This window comes from Rothia sp. QJM3NY_36 (genome assembly GCF_056173115.1).
On the sequence record NZ_CM149658.1, the window covers coordinates 1,050,303 to 1,065,945 of the forward strand.

General features: G+C 73.2%; 14 protein-coding genes, 4 tRNA genes and 1 riboswitch. Of the genes, 9 read left to right on the top strand and 9 right to left on the bottom strand.

Annotated features, from left to right (window positions below):
• Positions 1-69: 69 nt before the first annotated feature.
• The 4 genes from AC0VXQ_RS04575 to AC0VXQ_RS04590 form a co-directional block, all read right to left on the bottom strand.
• On the bottom strand, positions 70-2,214 hold the full coding sequence (locus tag AC0VXQ_RS04575) for a 3-hydroxyacyl-CoA dehydrogenase NAD-binding domain-containing protein (RefSeq protein WP_475529268.1): 2,145 nt from the start codon (positions 2,212-2,214) through the stop codon (positions 70-72).
• Positions 2,215-2,334: 120 nt separating this feature from the next.
• On the bottom strand, positions 2,335-3,621 hold the full coding sequence (locus AC0VXQ_RS04580; protein ID WP_475529270.1) for a ribonuclease D: 1,287 nt from the start codon (positions 3,619-3,621) through the stop codon (positions 2,335-2,337).
• A gap of 43 nt (positions 3,622-3,664) precedes the next feature.
• Complete coding sequence (gene msrB, locus AC0VXQ_RS04585) at positions 3,665-4,129, bottom strand: peptide-methionine (R)-S-oxide reductase MsrB (RefSeq protein ID WP_081046413.1); 465 nt, start codon at positions 4,127-4,129, stop codon at positions 3,665-3,667.
• Positions 4,122-4,640, bottom strand: coding sequence for a hypothetical protein (locus AC0VXQ_RS04590; protein WP_100514587.1), 519 nt, complete (start codon positions 4,638-4,640; stop codon positions 4,122-4,124). The genes msrB and AC0VXQ_RS04590 overlap by 8 nt, the downstream gene beginning before the upstream one ends.
• Before the next feature lie 85 nt (positions 4,641-4,725).
• Between AC0VXQ_RS04590 and AC0VXQ_RS04595 the strand changes: the two genes are divergently transcribed.
• A complete protein-coding gene (locus tag AC0VXQ_RS04595; RefSeq protein WP_475529273.1) occupies positions 4,726-5,979 on the top strand; it encodes an alpha/beta hydrolase family protein in 1,254 nt (417 codons plus the stop codon).
• Positions 5,980-5,989: 10 nt separating this feature from the next.
• On the opposite strand, the gene ybaK is transcribed toward AC0VXQ_RS04595, so the two are convergent.
• Positions 5,990-6,481: a Cys-tRNA(Pro) deacylase gene (gene ybaK, locus AC0VXQ_RS04600; protein WP_475529275.1), complete on the bottom strand. Its 492-nt coding sequence runs from the start codon at positions 6,479-6,481 to the stop codon at positions 5,990-5,992.
• A 207-nt stretch (positions 6,482-6,688) separates the two neighbouring features.
• On the opposite strand from ybaK, the gene zapE reads away from it, so the two are divergent.
• Together zapE and AC0VXQ_RS04610 are read left to right on the top strand one after the other, a co-directional pair.
• A complete protein-coding gene (zapE, locus tag AC0VXQ_RS04605) occupies positions 6,689-7,744 on the top strand; it encodes a cell division protein ZapE (RefSeq protein ID WP_475529277.1) in 1,056 nt (351 codons plus the stop codon).
• An 18-nt stretch (positions 7,745-7,762) separates the two neighbouring features.
• Positions 7,763-8,500 carry a TSUP family transporter gene (locus AC0VXQ_RS04610; protein ID WP_058730315.1) on the top strand — a complete coding sequence of 246 codons (738 nt, stop codon included), beginning with the start codon at positions 7,763-7,765 and terminating at the stop codon, positions 8,498-8,500.
• 133 nt (positions 8,501-8,633) lie between these two features.
• Here AC0VXQ_RS04610 and AC0VXQ_RS04615 read toward each other — a convergent pair.
• The 3 genes from AC0VXQ_RS04615 to AC0VXQ_RS04625 all read right to left on the bottom strand — a co-directional run bounded on the left by AC0VXQ_RS04615 (position 8,634) and on the right by AC0VXQ_RS04625 (position 8,934).
• Positions 8,634-8,705 (bottom strand) — tRNA-Val (locus AC0VXQ_RS04615).
• 29 nt (positions 8,706-8,734) lie between these two features.
• Positions 8,735-8,805: transfer RNA gene (locus AC0VXQ_RS04620), tRNA-Cys, on the bottom strand.
• A gap of 56 nt (positions 8,806-8,861) precedes the next feature.
• Positions 8,862-8,934 (bottom strand) — tRNA-Gly (locus AC0VXQ_RS04625).
• A 284-nt stretch (positions 8,935-9,218) separates the two neighbouring features.
• Between AC0VXQ_RS04625 and AC0VXQ_RS04630 the strand changes: the two genes are divergently transcribed.
• From AC0VXQ_RS04630 to rpe, 6 genes are all read left to right on the top strand, one after another.
• Positions 9,219-9,290, top strand: a tRNA-Val gene (locus tag AC0VXQ_RS04630).
• Between the two features lie 151 nt (positions 9,291-9,441).
• Positions 9,442-10,362: a PD-(D/E)XK nuclease family protein gene (locus tag AC0VXQ_RS04635; RefSeq protein ID WP_058730314.1), complete on the top strand. Its 921-nt coding sequence runs from the start codon at positions 9,442-9,444 to the stop codon at positions 10,360-10,362.
• Entirely contained in the window at positions 10,359-10,958 is a 600-nt protein-coding gene (gene def, locus AC0VXQ_RS04640) for a peptide deformylase (RefSeq protein WP_475529280.1), read from the top strand. Before AC0VXQ_RS04635 ends, def begins: the two co-directional genes overlap by 4 nt.
• On the top strand, positions 10,958-11,893 hold the full coding sequence (fmt, locus tag AC0VXQ_RS04645; RefSeq protein ID WP_061225466.1) for a methionyl-tRNA formyltransferase: 936 nt from the start codon (positions 10,958-10,960) through the stop codon (positions 11,891-11,893). Before def ends, fmt begins: the two co-directional genes overlap by 1 nt.
• On the top strand, positions 11,890-13,536 hold the full coding sequence (locus tag AC0VXQ_RS04650) for an RsmB/NOP family class I SAM-dependent RNA methyltransferase (protein ID WP_058730311.1): 1,647 nt from the start codon (positions 11,890-11,892) through the stop codon (positions 13,534-13,536). Before fmt ends, AC0VXQ_RS04650 begins: the two co-directional genes overlap by 4 nt.
• Before the next feature lie 78 nt (positions 13,537-13,614).
• Positions 13,615-14,316 (top strand): ribulose-phosphate 3-epimerase, encoded by a 702-nt coding sequence (gene rpe, locus AC0VXQ_RS04655; protein ID WP_058730310.1) that lies wholly within the window; start codon positions 13,615-13,617, stop codon positions 14,314-14,316.
• On the opposite strand, the gene AC0VXQ_RS04660 is transcribed toward rpe, so the two are convergent.
• Positions 14,291-15,229, bottom strand: a complete 939-nt coding sequence (locus AC0VXQ_RS04660) for an SDR family oxidoreductase (protein WP_100463581.1) — start codon at positions 15,227-15,229, stop codon at positions 14,291-14,293. The two genes, rpe and AC0VXQ_RS04660, sit on opposite strands and share 26 nt — an antisense overlap.
• A 148-nt stretch (positions 15,230-15,377) precedes the next feature.
• Positions 15,378-15,516: riboswitch (FMN riboswitch) on the top strand.
• Positions 15,517-15,643 lie beyond the last annotated feature (127 nt).

The following is a 15,643-nucleotide window of genomic DNA, read 5'->3' on the forward strand; positions in this document are numbered from 1 at the left end:
TGTATGCGGCGCGGCGCCCCGGGGACGGTGCGGAAGGCCCCGTGCGGAATCCTCGCGGGAGCCGGTGCCTCAGATCCGGTCGAAGGCGCCCACCCGGTCCAGGTAGCGGGTGATGCCGCCGTTGAAGAAGGGCCAGTTGGCGCCGAGGATCATGGCCAGGTCGATGTCCGCCCGATCCGGGACCACGCCTTCCTCCAGCATACGAGTGATCTCCCGGGCCAGGGCTTCTTCGGCGTCCGTGCGGATCGTTTCAGCGTCCTTCCCCTCGCCCTCGGCCTCGATCAGCTCCTGGGCCTGCGGGGTCAGCCCGCCGGAGCGGTCCGCGATGGGCCGGATCTTCTCCTCGGCGAGCCGGCGGAAGTTGCCCGAGACGTGGAAGCGCTCACCCTGGTAGGTGCGCAGGGACTCCAGCAGGTGCACCCCGATGGGCAGGCCGACCAGGTCGATCAGGGTGAAGGCGTCCATGGGCAGGCCCAGGGACCGCAGGGCCTCGGAGATCCGCTGCGCCGGTGCGCCTTCGTCCAGGTCCCGGCCCACCTCGGAGAGCACCACGCCCAGGATGCGGTTGACGATGAACCCGGAGGAGTCCCGGGCGCCCACGGCCACCTTGCCCAGGCGCTGGGCCAGGTCGAAGGCGGTGGCCACGGCCTGATCGTCGGTGTGCTCGGTGCGCACGATCTCCACCAGCGGCATCACGGCCACCGGGTTGAAGAAGTGGAAGCCGATGACCCGCTCCGGGTGCGCCAGGTCCTCGACCATCTCCGAGACCAGCAGGGAGGAGGTGTTGGTGGCCAGGATGCAGTCCTCGCCCACGCTGCGCTCCAGGTTCGCGAAGACCTCCTTCTTCACGGAGGTCTCCTCGAACACGGCCTCAATCACCAGGTCGCAGTCGGCGTAATCGGACGTGTCCACCGTGCCGGAGACCAGCTCGCCCAGCTGCCCGGCCTGCTCCTCGCTGAGCCGGCCCTTGGCCACGAGCTTGTCCAGCTCCCCGCGGATGGTCTCCAGGCCGTGATCCACCCGGGAGCGCTCCACATCGGAGATCATCACCGGAACCTGCAGGCGGGTCAGGAACAGCAGGGCCAGCTGCGAGGCCATCAGCCCCGCGCCGACGACGCCGACCCGGCCGATCCGCCGCGGCTCGGTGCTCGGGGGCACCATCGAGGGGTGCTTGGCCCGGTGGGTGACCAGATCCAGCATCGCGTACAGGGCCGAGGGCAGCTGATCCCCGGCCACCAGCTCGCCCATCGCCTCGATCTGCGCGGCCCGGGAGTCCGCGCGGGTCTGCTGGGGCCCGGCCGCGAACAGCTCCAGGGCGGTGTTCGCCGCATCCGAGGCGCCGGCGGTCTTGCGGGCCACCACCTGGCGGGCCCGGGTCACGGCCTGCTCCCAGCGTTTGCGCAGCGCGGGGTCATCCTGCGCGCCGGTGTCCGCGGCGAACAGGGCGGCGTCGGGATCGACGGCCTCCGGGCGGTGCACCTCGGTGCGCCCGGTCACCACCTCGCCGAACCAGGCCAGGGCCTCGGGGCGGGCGGCATCGTCGTCGGCGCCGGCCTCGGTCAGGGCGTCGAGGATCCCGGCCTCGCGGGCCTGCTCCGATGTCAGGGTGCGGTTGCTGTTCAGCGGGTTCTCGAAGATCACGGTCACCGCCTGCTCCGGGCCGATCAGGCGGGGCAGATCGAAGATCCCGGCCCAGCCGGGGAACAGGCCCAGGCGGATCTCGGGCAGGCCGATGTTGCGGGTTCCGGGGTGCCCGATCCGGTAGTCCGCGGCCAGGGCCAGCTCCAGGCCGCCGCCCAGGGCGGTGCCGGTGACCCGGGCGAGGGTCGGCACGGACAGCTCGCGGATCGCCTCGACGAACTCGTGGCCCATGGACCCGATCATCTCCAGGGGCGCGTCGGTTCCGCGCAGATCGCGCACCAGGGACAGGTCCACCCCGGCGGCGAAGGTCGGGGCGGTGCCCTCGATCATGACGGCCTGCACCCGGCCCTCCTCGGCCAGCTCCCGGACCTCGCTGACCGCCTCCAGCAGGGCGTCGATGGATCGCGGCCCGAGGGTCTCCGGGCGCTTGTCGGCGTCGTTGTGCAGGGTCAGGACGGCGACCTTGCCGTCCGTTCCGGGCAGATCCAGGATCTCCCGGCGCACCTGGGTGACGACCTCGTCGCCGCAGTGCTCGGTCAGGGGGGTGTGGTCCGTGGTGGGGGTGGTGGACACGGGGCATCCTCTCGTTGTGTCGGATTCCCCACCAGCCTAGCTGTAAGACGCGTCACGAGGTAATCGGTACGGGCGGTATCGCATGACGCCGCGGATGGGCCCCGCGGAGGCCGATCCGCCTTAGGCCGGGGTGTCCGCCCAGACCTCGGCCAGCGGCGCCGCGCACAGCTGGATCTGCCACGGCCGGGCCCCCAGCTGCTCGAGCTGCGCCCCCAGCTGGCCGGGATCCTCCTGGGCGTGGTCCCAGCACAGCCGCCGCAGGTGATCCGGGGTCAGCAGGTTCTCCACCGGGGTGCCGGTCTGCTCGGCCAGCTCCGCCAGGCGGGCACGGGAGGCGGTGAGCAGGGCGAGGGAGCGGGGCCGCTTGGGCTCCCAGGCCTTGATCGGCGGCGGGGTGTCCGAGGGCACCGTCATCGGCACCGGGTCCGGATCCTGGGCGGCCTCCCGGATCGCGCTCACCCAGCGCACGGCTTCGCGCTTGATCAGCTTGGTGTGGAAGCCGGGGATCTGCACCAGCGCGGGCACCGAGCGGGGCATGGCCTTGGCCCCCGCGATCAGCACCGAATCCTTCATCAGGCGCTTGGGGGCGATGTCCTTGGCCTCGGCCAGCTTCTCCCGCTCCGTCCACAGGTTGCGCAGGGCGGTGAGCTGACGGCGGGTGCGCAGCTGACGCAGCCCCTTGGTCCGGCGCCACGGATCCTTCGCCGGGGCCGGGTGGGCGGCCCGCTCGATCTCGTGGGCGAACTCCTGGCGGGCCCACTCCAGCTTGCCCTGGGTATCAAGCTGCGCGATGGTGGCCTCGCGCAGATCCGCCAGCAGCTCCACATCCAGGGCGGCGTAGACCAGCCAGGACTCCGGCAGGGGGCGGGTGGACCAATCCGCGGCCGAGTGCTCCTTGGCCAGGTGGTAGCCCAGCAGATCCTCCGTCATCGCCCCCAGCCCCACATGCGCGTAACCGAGCAGGCGCCCGGCAAGCTCCGTGTCGAACAGCGCATCCGGGGCCATCCCGACCTGGCGCAGACTCGGCAGATCCTGGGTCGCGGCGTGGATGATCCACTCGACCCCGCGCAGGGCCTCCTGCAGCGGGAGGAGATCCGGGAAGGCCTCCGGATCCACGAGCAGGATGGGGGAGTCCCCGCGCTTGAGCTGGACGAGGAAGGGGCGCTGACCGTAGCGGATGCCGGAAGCCCGCTCCGTGTCGATGGCCACCGGCCCGGTGGCCTCCGTCAGCATCCGGGCGGCGCGGGCCAGCCCCTCGGGGGTGTCGATGACCCGCGGCACCCCGTCGTGCGGGCTGTCGAGGGGAACCACCTCCGGGATGCTCAGGGTGGGATCCAGACCCAGCTGCCCGGGATCGGGGGTCGCGGGGGAGGAGGCGGAGGGGACGGAGGCGGTGGCTTCGCTCATGACCATCCCAGTGTAGTTGCCCCCGCGCGCCAGCGCGTGGGGATCAGGCCTGCTCCGGGGTGAAGTCCAGGCTCACCGAGTTCATGCAGTAGCGAAGATCCGTCGGCGTGCCCAGCCCCTCGCCCTCGAAGACGTGCCCCAGGTGCGAGTCGCAGGACGCGCAGCGCACCTCGATCCGCTCCATGCCCAGCGAGGAGTCCCGGATGTAGCGGACCCGATCCTCGGCCAGGGGCGCGAAGAAGGACGGCCAGCCGCAGCGGGCGTCGAACTTGGTCTGGGCGGAGAACAGCTGCGCCCCGCAGGCCCGGCACGAATAGGTTCCGGGCGAGAACTCGTCCCAGTAGCGGCCCGTGAAGGGACGTTCGGTGCCGGCCTCGCGCAGCACAGCGTACTCCTCGGGGGAGAGGATCTCCCGCCAGTCCGCCTCCGTGCGCCGCCCGGGATCACCCAGCGGCCCGGGGGCCCGACGGTCGAAGGGGCTGTTCTGCTGGTTCTGCTGCTCAGTCATCCACATGTCCTGTGCCCCAGTACAGGTGCAGCACGGGCACCCCCAGGGTCTTCTCCGCGGTGTTGGACCAGCCGATGTTGAACGTGTCCTGCACCGGGTGCGGATCCGTGATGATCAGCGCCTGGGTGGCGCCATCCCGGATCTCCTCGGCCATGGCCTCCACCGGGTCGCCCGTGCTGGTGCGTCCCGAGGCGGTCAGTCCCGCGCCGCGCAGCACCTCGAGGGAGGTATCCAGGATCTCCTGGGCCTCGGCCTCCAGGGTCTGCGGGCCCTTCTCCGAGGAGGAGAACACGTCCGCGGCCTCACTGAACTGCAACAGCGTGAGACGGTCCAGGAATTCCATCCACTGCGGCTGGCGCAGCTGGGCCGGGACCAGCAGGCGCACCGTCGGGGCGGGGCGTCCCGGATCCGCGTCCCCGCGCGGGTCGGCCGCCGCGCCGCCCGCGATGCGGATGTTCTCGATCTCCTGCTCGCCGAGGGTCTTCTCGGTCACCACCAGTACTGTGCTCATGGGCACAGCCTACCGATCTCCCCGCGGGATCGGCGATGATGGGGGAGTCCGCGCCCGCGTCCCCGGCGGGCGGGAGAGGAGAGCCATGACGAGCACCGCGTCGACCCCGCACACCGGCCTGCGCCGAGCCCTGGGCTCCCGGTCCTGGCGGGCCGGCCTGCGCACCGGCCTGATCGCCGGTGGCGCCCTGACGGGTCTCGGCGCCACCGCCGCGGCCGGCATCGCCGGCTACTACGCCCGCATGGCCGTGACCCCGCCGACGCCGACCAGCAGCGAGGTGCTGCCGATCCTCGGCGTCGGCTTCGACACCCCCGACCCGGAGGAGGGCAGAACACCCACCAGCGTCACGCTGCCGGCGAACGCGGAGACCCTGGTCCCCGGGCGGTACCAGATCTCCTTCGACGGCGGGCGCTCGCAGGCCCGTCTCGGGGAGATCCTCTCCTACTCGCCCAAGCTGGGCACGGTGGTGCGGGCCGTGGAGCACGTGGAGTCGGGGGATCTCGGGGCGGCGAAGAAGGTCCGCTGGTCCGGGGCCATCTGGCGGGATCCGGCCGACGCCGGGTACCCGTTAGAGGAGGTGACCCTGGACCTGCCGGTCGGGGAGGCCCCGGCCTGGCTGGTCCCCGCCCCCGCCGGCTCCTCCGGGCAGACCTGGGCGATCATGGTGCACGGGCGCGGGGCCAGCCGTCAGGAGACCCTGCGTGCTCTGGCCACCACCCAGCGGCTGGGCCTGACCAGCCTGCACGTGACCTACCGCAACGACTCCGACGCCCCGGCCTCCGCCGACGGCCGCTACGGCCTGGGCTTCACGGAGTGGCAGGACGTGCAGGTGGCCGTCGAATACGCCCTGGCCCACGGGGCCCGGGACCTCGTGCTGTTCGGCTGGTCCATGGGCGGGGCGATCGTGCTGCAGACCGCGGACAAGTCCCCGGACGCCGAGCGGATCCGGGCGCTGGTCCTGGACGGGCCGGTGGTGGACTGGTTCGAGCTGATCCGCTTCCACACCCGGCAGTACCGCCTGCCCCTGCGCCTGGGCCAGCTGGTGGCCGATCTGCTCAGCGCCCAGCGGGCCACCCTCATGACGGGGCTGGACCACCCCATCCGGCTGACGGATCTGGACTGGGTCACCCGCAGCGCCGAGCTGCGCGTGCCGACGCTGATCCTGCACTCCGTGGACGACGAGTATGTGCCGGCTTCGGCGTCGATGGAGCTGGCCGAGCGCAGCCCGCGGGTCACGCTCGTGCCGTTCCAGAAGGCTCGGCACACCAAGGAGTGGAACGTGGACCCGGCCCGCTGGGAGGCCGCCGTCCTGGAGTGGCTGCCGGCCCAGCTGGGGTGAGGGGCGCGGCTCAGCCCTGGGCGATGGGCGCGTAGCGCCCGCCGGTGACCGCCAGCAGGTCCGCCGGGGCCAGCTCAACGTCGAAGCCGCGCTTGCCCCCGGAGACCAGCACGGTCTCGAAGGCCTGGGCCCCTGAGTCCAGCAGCACCGTGACCGGGGTCTTCTGGCCCAGCGGCGAGATCCCGCCGACCACGTATCCGCTGCGCTTCTGCGCCACCGCCGGATCCGCCATGCTCGCGGACTTCCAGCCCATCGCCACCGCGGCCGCCTTCATGTCCAGCTTCCCCGCCACGGGCACCACCCCGAGGGCGAACTGGCCGTCGTGGGTGATCATCAGGGTCTTGTACACCTGGCCCGGGTCCCGGCCCAGCTTGGCCGCGGCCTCCGCGCCGAAGCCCGCGCCCTCCTCGTGCTCGTAGGGCAGCTCGGTGAACGCCACCCCCGCCTCGGTCAGGGCGCGCACCGCCGCCGTCGCCCCGTGCTGTTGCTTCTTCTTGGCCATGGGAACCGCTGCCTTTCTCCCGGAATCGGGGACGATGCTCTGGATGCGCAGTGCCGGGCCCGGACCGATCCCGCGGGAACGGGTCCGGTCCGGACGCCGTCGGCACCACTGTAGGCACGGGCAGGGGATAGACTCGGCGTGGCGATCCGCACACCCGCGGCGCGCCCGCCCCTATCCGCAGCCATCCCCCGTCCCCCGAGGAGTCCGGTGCCTGAGACCGTCCACCTGACCGACCGCCGCCCCCGCGTCTCCGCCGAGCAGCTTCTGGAGGGCTTCCGGCCCTCCGAGCGCTTCGGCGAGGTCTCCTTCGACACCTACATCCCGGACCCCGACCAGCCCTCGCAGGCCGCCGCGGTCCAGGCCCTGCGCGACTTCGCCCGCGGCGTCGGCCGCGGCGGCGGTGGGGGCGGGGGGCTGTTCGGGAAGCTGTTCAGGCGCGGCGGCAAGGGTGCGGCCGGCAAGGCCGGGATCTACCTGGACGGCGGCTTCGGCGTCGGCAAGACCCACCTGCTGGCCTCCCTGTTCCAGGCCGTGCCGGGGCCCGCGGCCTTCGGCACCTTCGTGGAGTACACCAACCTGGTGGGGGCCCTGACCTTCCGCAAGACCGTCGAGGCGCTCAGCGGCTACACCCTGGTGTGCATCGACGAGTTCGAGCTGGACGACCCCGGGGACACCGTCCTGATGTCCCGGCTGATGCGGGAGCTGTCCGACGCCGGGGTGAAGCTGGCCGCGACCTCCAACACCCTGCCCGGATCCCTCGGGGAGGGCCGCTTCGCCGCCGCGGACTTCCAGCGGGAGATCCAGGTGCTGGCGGACCAGTTCGAGGTCATCCGCATCGACGGCGAGGACTACCGGCACCGCGGCCTGCCCGAAGCGCCCCAGCCGGTGGAGGCAGCCGGGTTCGACGACGCCGTCGCCGCGGCCTTCGAGCCGGAGCAGACGGTGGCCGTGGACGACTTCTCCGCCCTGATCGAGCACCTGTCCCAGGTCCATCCCAGCCGCTACCGGCAGATGATCGACGGGCTGGATGGGATCGCCTGGCGCGGGGTGCAGACCATCACGGCCCAGGCGGTGGCCCTGCGCTTCGTGGTCCTGGCCGATCGCCTCTACGACAAGGACCTGCCGATCGTCTCCTCCGGGGTGCCCTTCGACCGGGTCTTCACCGAGGAGATGATGGCCGGGGGCTACCAGAAGAAGTACTACCGGGCGGTCTCCCGCCTCACGGCACTGGCCCGCGAGGGCGGCACCCCCGGGACCGCTTGAGCGGCTCGGGTCGGATCCGTGGCCTGGCTGGTGCTGCCCGCCGTGCTGGTGGGCACCGTGCTGCAGCGCATCTGCGGCACCGGGGTGGGCCTGCTGGTCGCCCCCGTGTTCGCGCTGCTGCTGGGCGGGGCGGACGGGGTGCTGCTGACGAACATGACCACCTTCGTCTCCGCGACGATGCTGACCGTGGCGATGCGCCGGGAGGCGGACTGGGCCACCTGGGCCCGCCTGTTTGCGTGGTCCCTGGTGGGCACGGTGCCCGGGGCGCTGCTGGTCCGAGCCCTGCCGGCCGCCGTGCTCCAGGTGGTGGTCGGCGGGGTCGTGCTGCTGGCGATGGCGGTGATCCTCACCTCGGCGGCCCCGCGCAGGAGGCGCGGCCCCGGGGCGGGGGTCGCCGCTGGAATCGCGGCGGGGCTGCTCAACGTCACCGCCGGGGTGGCGGCCCCCGCCGTCGTGCTGTTCGCGCGGATCACCGGCTGGGATCAGCGGGCCTACGCCGCGACCACGCAGCCGCTGTTCATGAGCCTGGCCGTGACCTCCGTGGGGGCGAAGCTGCTCCTCGGGGCGGCCCACCCGGCGCATCTGCCCTCCGCGTGGCTGTTCCTCGGGATCGCCGCGGCCGTCCTGGTCGGGCTGCCGCTGGGCGCCCGGCTGGGCAGGGTCATCGCGGCGTCGGCGGCGCGCACGCTGTCCCTGCTGCTGGCCGGGGCCGGTGCCGTGCTGGCCGTGGTCCGGGGCGTGGCGGGCCTGATCTGAGGCGGACGCCGGAGCAGCACGGGCAACTCGTGAGGGGTGGCCACGCGAGGAGTGCGCCGGGGGAGGCCAGCGGGCGCGGAGACGGAGAAAGCCCCGGATCCTGGAGGGGATCCGGGGCTTTCTCCTTGAAACGTGCGCGATACTGGGATCGAACCAGTGACCTCTTCCGTGTCAGGGAAGCGCGCTACCGCTGCGCCAATCGCGCGAGAAGCATGAACAGCGTCATGATCTGCGAGGTGAGGACGGGATTCGAACCCGCGTACACGGCTTTGCAGGCCGCTGCCTAACCACTCGACCACCTCACCATCGTCCGGTCGGGGACTTAGGGGTCCGTGCTCCACGCGAAGCGGAGCGGTATCCGAGCGGTTGACGAGACTTGAACTCGCGACATCCACCTTGGCAAGGTGGTGCTCTACCAACTGAGCTACAACCGCATGTCTGCCTGCCGCTCATATTCGTGCGGCTCGCCGTCCTCCGGGGGAGTCCGTCGCGCTGACAGGTGAATACTCTACACACCCGGCGCGGAGATGCAAAATCGAGGCCCCGGCGCCGGTCGAACCCCGCGTCCGCCCCGGAATTCCGCGGATCGCGCCGCCTCGACGGGCCGCGGTCAGGGGCCCTGACCGCCGACGCCTCACTGTGGGATACGCCATGTGAAGAAGGGGATCTCCGGATTTGCGGGCCCTCGACCCGGTGTGTATAGTTCTGGGAGTGCCGAGCGCGATTGGCGCAGTGGTAGCGCGCTTCGTTCACACCGAAGAGGTCGCTGGTTCGAACCCAGCATCGCGCACGAACAGGCTCCCCGCCGGAGCCGCGAAGGCCCCCGCCGGAACCGATTCCGGCGGGGGCCTTTTCCGTTCACGCTGCCCGGCGTCGCGCCCGGTGCGTGCCGCGCCATCCGGCGGCGACCCTTCCGTCCCCTGCCCAGGAGCACCCCTTCCATGACCCAGCCCCGGCTCGCCACGCAGACCGAGCACGGTCGCATGTACGCCCGCGCGGACGGCGGCGAGCCCGAGGTCCCCTCGATCACCACGGTCATCGGCCAGCAGGCCACGGACCTGGGCGGCTGGCACGGGTACATGGCGGCCAAGGCCGTGCTGGAGGATGACCGGGCACTGCGCGCCGGGCGCTCGGCGGGGCTGCGCCACGCCGTCATCCGCGACGCCGCCCTGGCCGCCGAGCGCTACCGGGACCAGGCCGCCGCCCGCGGGGATCGCGTGCACGCCTACTGCGAGGCCGTCGCCCTGCGGGCCATGGGCCGGGAGCACGACGTCGACGGCGCCCGGGAGGCGCTGATGCTGCATCAGGAGACCGCCTGGGCTGATCGCTTCGACGAATGGTGGGAGGCCTACCGCCCGGAGCCGCTGGCCCCGGAGATCACCGTGTGGAACCGGACCGTCGGCTACGCCGGGACCCTGGATCTGGTCGCCCGGATCGGCGGGCGGGTGTGCATCATCGATTACAAGACCAAGGGCACCGACCGCAAGGGCCGCGTCAAGCCCCTGGACGAGAAGGTCATCATGCAGCTGGTGGCCGGGGTCAAGGCCGAGGAGTCCCTGGTGGATCCCGCCGCCGGCACCTGGGAGCCGTGGGCCTACGGCGACGCGCCGGTGCTGCTGGGGGTGGCCCTGGGGGAGACCGAGGTCCGGGCCCAGCAGGCCAACCCGGAGCTGCTGCGCCACCACTGGCGCTCCTTCTGCGCGCTGCGCCGCGTGTGGCAGCACCACCACGAGCTCGCCCAACTGACCCGCGAGGCCGCCCTGCCGCCGCTGATGGCCGTCGTGCCCCCGCCGCGCCGGGAGCCCGCCGCGACGCCGTCACCCGAGACCGCCGATCCCACGACCACCAGGAGGGCCTCATGACCATCCTCCCCGTGCGCACCATCGGAGATCCCGTGCTGCGCACCGCCTGCCGCCCCGTCGGGACCCCCGACGCCGAGCTGGCCAAGCTCATCGAGGACATGCTCGAGACCATGTTCGACGTCGGCGGGGTCGGCCTGGCCGCCCCGCAGGTCGGCGTGGAGCTGCGCTTGTTCGTCTGGGGCCTGGAGGGCCCGGGCGGTCCCGTCGGGCACGTGCTGAACCCCGTCCTGGAGGTCTCCGAGGACCCCCAGGAGGGCGGGGAGGGCTGCCTGTCCGTGCCGGGGCTGTCCGCCGAGACCCCGCGGGCCCGCTGGGCGCGGGTCACCGGCACCGACGTGCACGGGCGACCCGTGGACGTGGCCGGGGAGGGACTGCTGGCCCGGTGCCTGCAGCACGAGACCGACCACCTGGACGGCACCCTCTACGTGGATCGGGTGCGCGGGGAGGACCGCCGCCGGATCATGCGCCAGCTGCGGGACCGGGACTTCTGGAACCGCTCCCAGGCGGTCACCGGCCAGCGCTCCGGCCGGGTCTCCTCCGCCTTCGGGGCCGGGGCCTCCGTCGCACCCGGCGCCTCCTTCGGGGGTGGCCGCTGATGCGCGTGCTCTACGCCGGAACCCCGGCCACTGCCGTCGCCCCCCTGGAGGCCCTGCTGGCCGATGCCACCGGGCGGATCGAGGTCGTGGGGGTGCTCACCCGGGAGGATGCCCCGGTGGGGCGCAAGCGCGTGCTCACCCCATCCCCGGTGGCCGCCCGCGCCGAGGAGCTGGGCCTGCCGGTGATCCGGGCCAACCGCTACGACGACGCCGCGCACGCCGCGGTGACCGCCCTGGCCCCCGAGGCCGCGGCCGTGGTCGCCTACGGGGCGATCCTGCCTGAGCGCGCCCTGGAGGCCGTGCCGAAGGGGTGGATCAACCTGCACTACTCGGACCTGCCGCGCTGGCGCGGGGCCGCCCCGGTGCAGCGGGCCCTGATGGCCGGGGAGCGGGAGCTGACCGCCTGCACCTTCCGGATCGAGCGGGGCCTGGACACCGGTCCCGTCTACCACCGCCTCACCGAGCCGGTGGGCCCGGAGGACGACGCCGGGACCATGCTCGAGCGGCTCTCCGCGGCGGGCGGGCCGCTGCTGGCGCGCACCCTCGGGGAGATCGCCGAGGGCACCGACCGCCTCACCCCGCAGGAGGGGGAGCCCATCACCGCGGCCAAGCTCACCGCCGAGCAGGCCCGCATCGACTGGCAGGCCCCGGCCGAGCAGGTGGCCGCCCTGGTGCGCGGCACCACCCCGGAGCCCGGGGCGTGGACCACGCTGGAGGGACAGCGGGTCAAGGTCGCGGGACTCGTGCCTGTCGGCGCCTCGTCGGGGCACCGCCCCGGCACCGTGCGCCTGGAGGGCCGGGACGTGCTGGTCAGCGCCGGGGACGGGGATCTGCGGCTGGGCAGGATCCAGCCCGCGGGCAGGAAGATGATGGCCGCGCCCGACTGGGCGCGCGGATCCGCACGGCTGGATGAGGGGAGCGTGGAGTTCGCATGAGTGCACAGCAGGGCCGCGGACGCGGCGGGAACGCGGGCTCCGGGCCCGGACGCGGTGGGCAGGCCCGCCCGGGGGAGCGGCGCAACGCCAAGGGGCGCCAGCGCCACCGCGGGGCAGGCCCGCAGCGGGACTTCTCCCGCACCGCCCCCAGCCAGCGGCGTCGCACCGGGGACCCGGCGCGCCTGGTCGCCTTCGAGACCCTGCAGGCCGTGCAGACCGAGGACGCCTACGCCAACCTCGTGCTGCCCCGGGCCATCCGGCGCCACCGCTTGGATCAGCGCGACGCCGCCTGGGCCACGGAGCTGACCTACGGCACCCTGCGCGAGCAGGGGCTCTACGATGCGATCCTCTCCCGGTGCGTGGACCGGCCCCTGGCGCGCCTGGACGCGAAGGTGCTGACCGTGCTGCGCCTGGGCGCCCACCAGCTGCTGGGCATGCGCACCGCCGCCCACGCCGCGATCAACGAGACCGTGGGTCTGACCCGCGCCGTCGTCGGGGCGGGCCCGGCCGGGATGGTCAACGCCGCGCTGCGCCGGGTCAGCGAGAGGACCCGGGAGCAGTGGCTCACCGAGCTGACCGCGGATCTCACGGATGAGACCCGCCGGCTGGCCCTGGAGCGGTCCCACCCGGTGTGGATCGTGCGGGCCCTGCGCCAGGCCCTGGCCGCCCACGGCCGGGTGCCCACCGAGATCGAGCAGCTGCTGGCCGCGGACAACGCGGCCCCCGTGGTGCACCTGGTGGCCCTGCCCGGGCTGGGGTCCCTGGAGGAGGCCGAGCGCAGCGGCGCCGAGGCGAGCACCCTGGTGCCGGGGGCCGCGACCTACCGGCACGGGGACATCGGCCGCCTGGAGACCGTGCGGGAGGGGACAGTGCGCGCCCAGGACGTCGGCTCCCAGCTGGTGGCCCGCGCCCTGGCCGCCGCACCCCTGGAGGGGGAGGACGGGCGCTGGCTGGACCTGTGCGCCGGTCCCGGCGGGAAGGCCGCGCTGCTGGGGGCCCTGGCCCAGCAGCGCGGCGCGGAGCTGGTGGCCAACGAGTCGGCCCCGCACCGGGCCGAGCTGGTGCGCACCTCCCTGCGGCCCCTGGACCCCGCCCGGTATGCGGTGCTGACCGGGGACGGGCGGCGGATCCGGGAGACCCTGGCCGATGCCGAGCAGCTGCCGGAGCAGACCTCCCTGGCCGTGGAGGCCTTCGGGGAGTCCGGGGAGATCTTCGACCGCGTGCTCGTGGACGCCCCGTGCACCGGCTTGGGGGCGCTGCGTCGTCGTCCCGAGGCGCGCTGGCGCAAGCAGCCCGCGGACGTGGCCGAGCTGCTGGAGCTGCAGACCCAGCTGGGCCGGGCCGCGATCGAGGTGACCCGCCCCGGCGGGGTCATCGCCTACGTGACCTGCTCCCCGCACGCCGCGGAGACGCAGAACGTGCTGGCGGACCTGCTGGAGACCGGGCAGGTGCAGCTGCTGGACACCGCGGCGATCACCCGCGACGCGGCCCTGCCGCACGCCCTGGACGGGGAGAAGGACCCGGGGCTCACGGCCCCGGACCTCGCCCCGGCCGAGGGTCAGGACCGGGCCTCCACGGTGCAGCTGTGGCCGCACGTGCACGGCACGGACGCGATGTTCCTGGCGCTGCTGCGCCGCATCTGATCAACGGCGGCTGCTGCGCCGCGTCTGATCGGGCGGTTGCTGCGCCGGAGCTGAGGCCGACCCGCCCGACCTGGAAGAATGGGCCGGGCATCGACGACCCGAGGAGCACCCGCCGTGACCCACCTGCGCATCCACCCCTCCATCCTCTCCGCGGACTTCGCCCGGCTGGGTGAGGAGCTGGCCGCGATCTCCACCGCCGACGCCGCGCACATCGACGTCATGGACAACCACTTCGTCCCGAACCTCACGTGGGGTCCGCCGGTGGTGCAGCGGCTGCGGGAGGTCTCCCCGGTGCCCTTCGACGCGCACCTGATGATCGAGGACGCGGACCGCTGGGCCCCGCGCTACGCGGAGATCGGCTGCGAGTCCGTGACCTTCCACGCCGAGGCCGCGATCGCCCCGATCAAGCTGGCCCGGCAGCTGCGTTCGAACGGGGCGCAGGCCGGGATGGCCCTGCGACCGGCCACGCCGGTGGAGCCGTACCTGGATCTGCTGGCCGGCGGGGAGCTGGACCTGCTGCTGGTGATGACCGTGGAGCCGGGCTTCGGCGGGCAGGCCTTCCTGGAGGTGACCCTGCCGAAGATCCGCCGGGCGGCGCAGGCCCTGCTCGGCTCGCAGGTTCCGGTGGCCCTGCAGGTGGACGGCGGGATCACGGAGGAGACCATCGCGCGGGCCGCCGAGGCCGGGGCGGACGTGTTCGTCGCCGGCTCCGCGGTCTACGGCGCGCAGGATCCGGCGGAGGCCATCGCAGCGCTCAGGCGATCCGCCGCCCGCTCATGACCTGCTCCAGGCTCAGCGGGGGATGCCCAGTGAGCCGTTCGACGTCGTCGGTGACCTCCGCGAGCTCACCCGCGGCGATCGCGGTGTAGGTGGAGATCCAGGCCTCCAGCTCCCACTCCGGGGCTCCGTATCCGGCGCGGGAGGCCCGGGCCTGCTCGAGGGTCTCATCCTGAAACCGGTAGTCCTCACCCGTGGCCTCGGACATGATCCGGGCCGCCTCGGTCATGGTCAGCGCCTCCGGGCCGGTGAGCGTGTAGGCGCGGTCCTCGTGGGCGCCCGGATCGGCGAGCACCGCGGCGGCGGCGTCGATGACGTCGGTGCGGGCCACCGCCGCGACCCGCCCGGTCCCGGCGGGCCCCCGGATCACCCGGTCCTGCCCGGCGAAGTCCTCGAACACGTCCAGGTAGAAGTTGTCCCGCAGGAACGTGTGGCGCATGCCGGTGGCCCGGATCGCGGCCTCGGTGATCCCGTGGGTGCGGGCGAAGGTGAAGGTGGCCTCCGGGCCCGGGTGGGCGAAGGACAGGTAGACCAGGTGGCGCACCCCGGCGGCGGAGGCGGCCGCGACGGCGTCGATCTGCTGCTCGTCCCGGTGCGCGGCCTCGGTGATCGAGACCATGAACACGGTGTCCAGCCCGGTCATGGCCTCGCGCAGACCTGCCGGGTCGGCGAAGTCCCCGCGGGCGGCCTCCAGCAGACCCTCGGAGTCCTCCACCCGCTGCCGCACGGCCTCGGGGCGGCGCACCAGCAGGCGGTGGGGGATCCCGCGCTCCTGCAGCAGGCGGGAGACCCCGCCGCCGATCAGTCCCGTGGCCCCGGTGATGCCCACGCGCACCGGCTGGGCGTCGGGGTGCTCCTGGGAATCCTGGTGGTCGGCGGCGGCTTTGCGGGCGGAATCGGCGGGGTGATGGCTCATGGATGCTCCTCGGGATCGACGGTGAGGTGGCGGTCTCTTGGGTGCAACGGTGCGGTGCGACGGATTGTTTCCTCGGGTGTCCGCGGATGATGCCGCATCGTGGCCTGCGGCACGCCTTTCGGGAGGGTGTGGCATAGTGGGTGGCGCAATCGTGCTCCGGGGGTCGGTGAAACTCCGAACCGGCGGTAGAGTCCGCGAACCGGGACGGCCCTGAGATCAGGGGCCATCCCGGCTGATCCGGTGGAATTCCGGAACCGACAGTCACAGTCTGGATGAAGGTGCACGAGCCCACCGCGACCCGTTGAACGGGGTGCGCGCGGGGTGTCGCCGTCGTCCCGTCCAGGGGCGTCCGCCGACGCACCCGGCGCAAGACCCGCCAGCTCGGCGCGCGTGTGTTCTCCCCGGGGCCTCCGC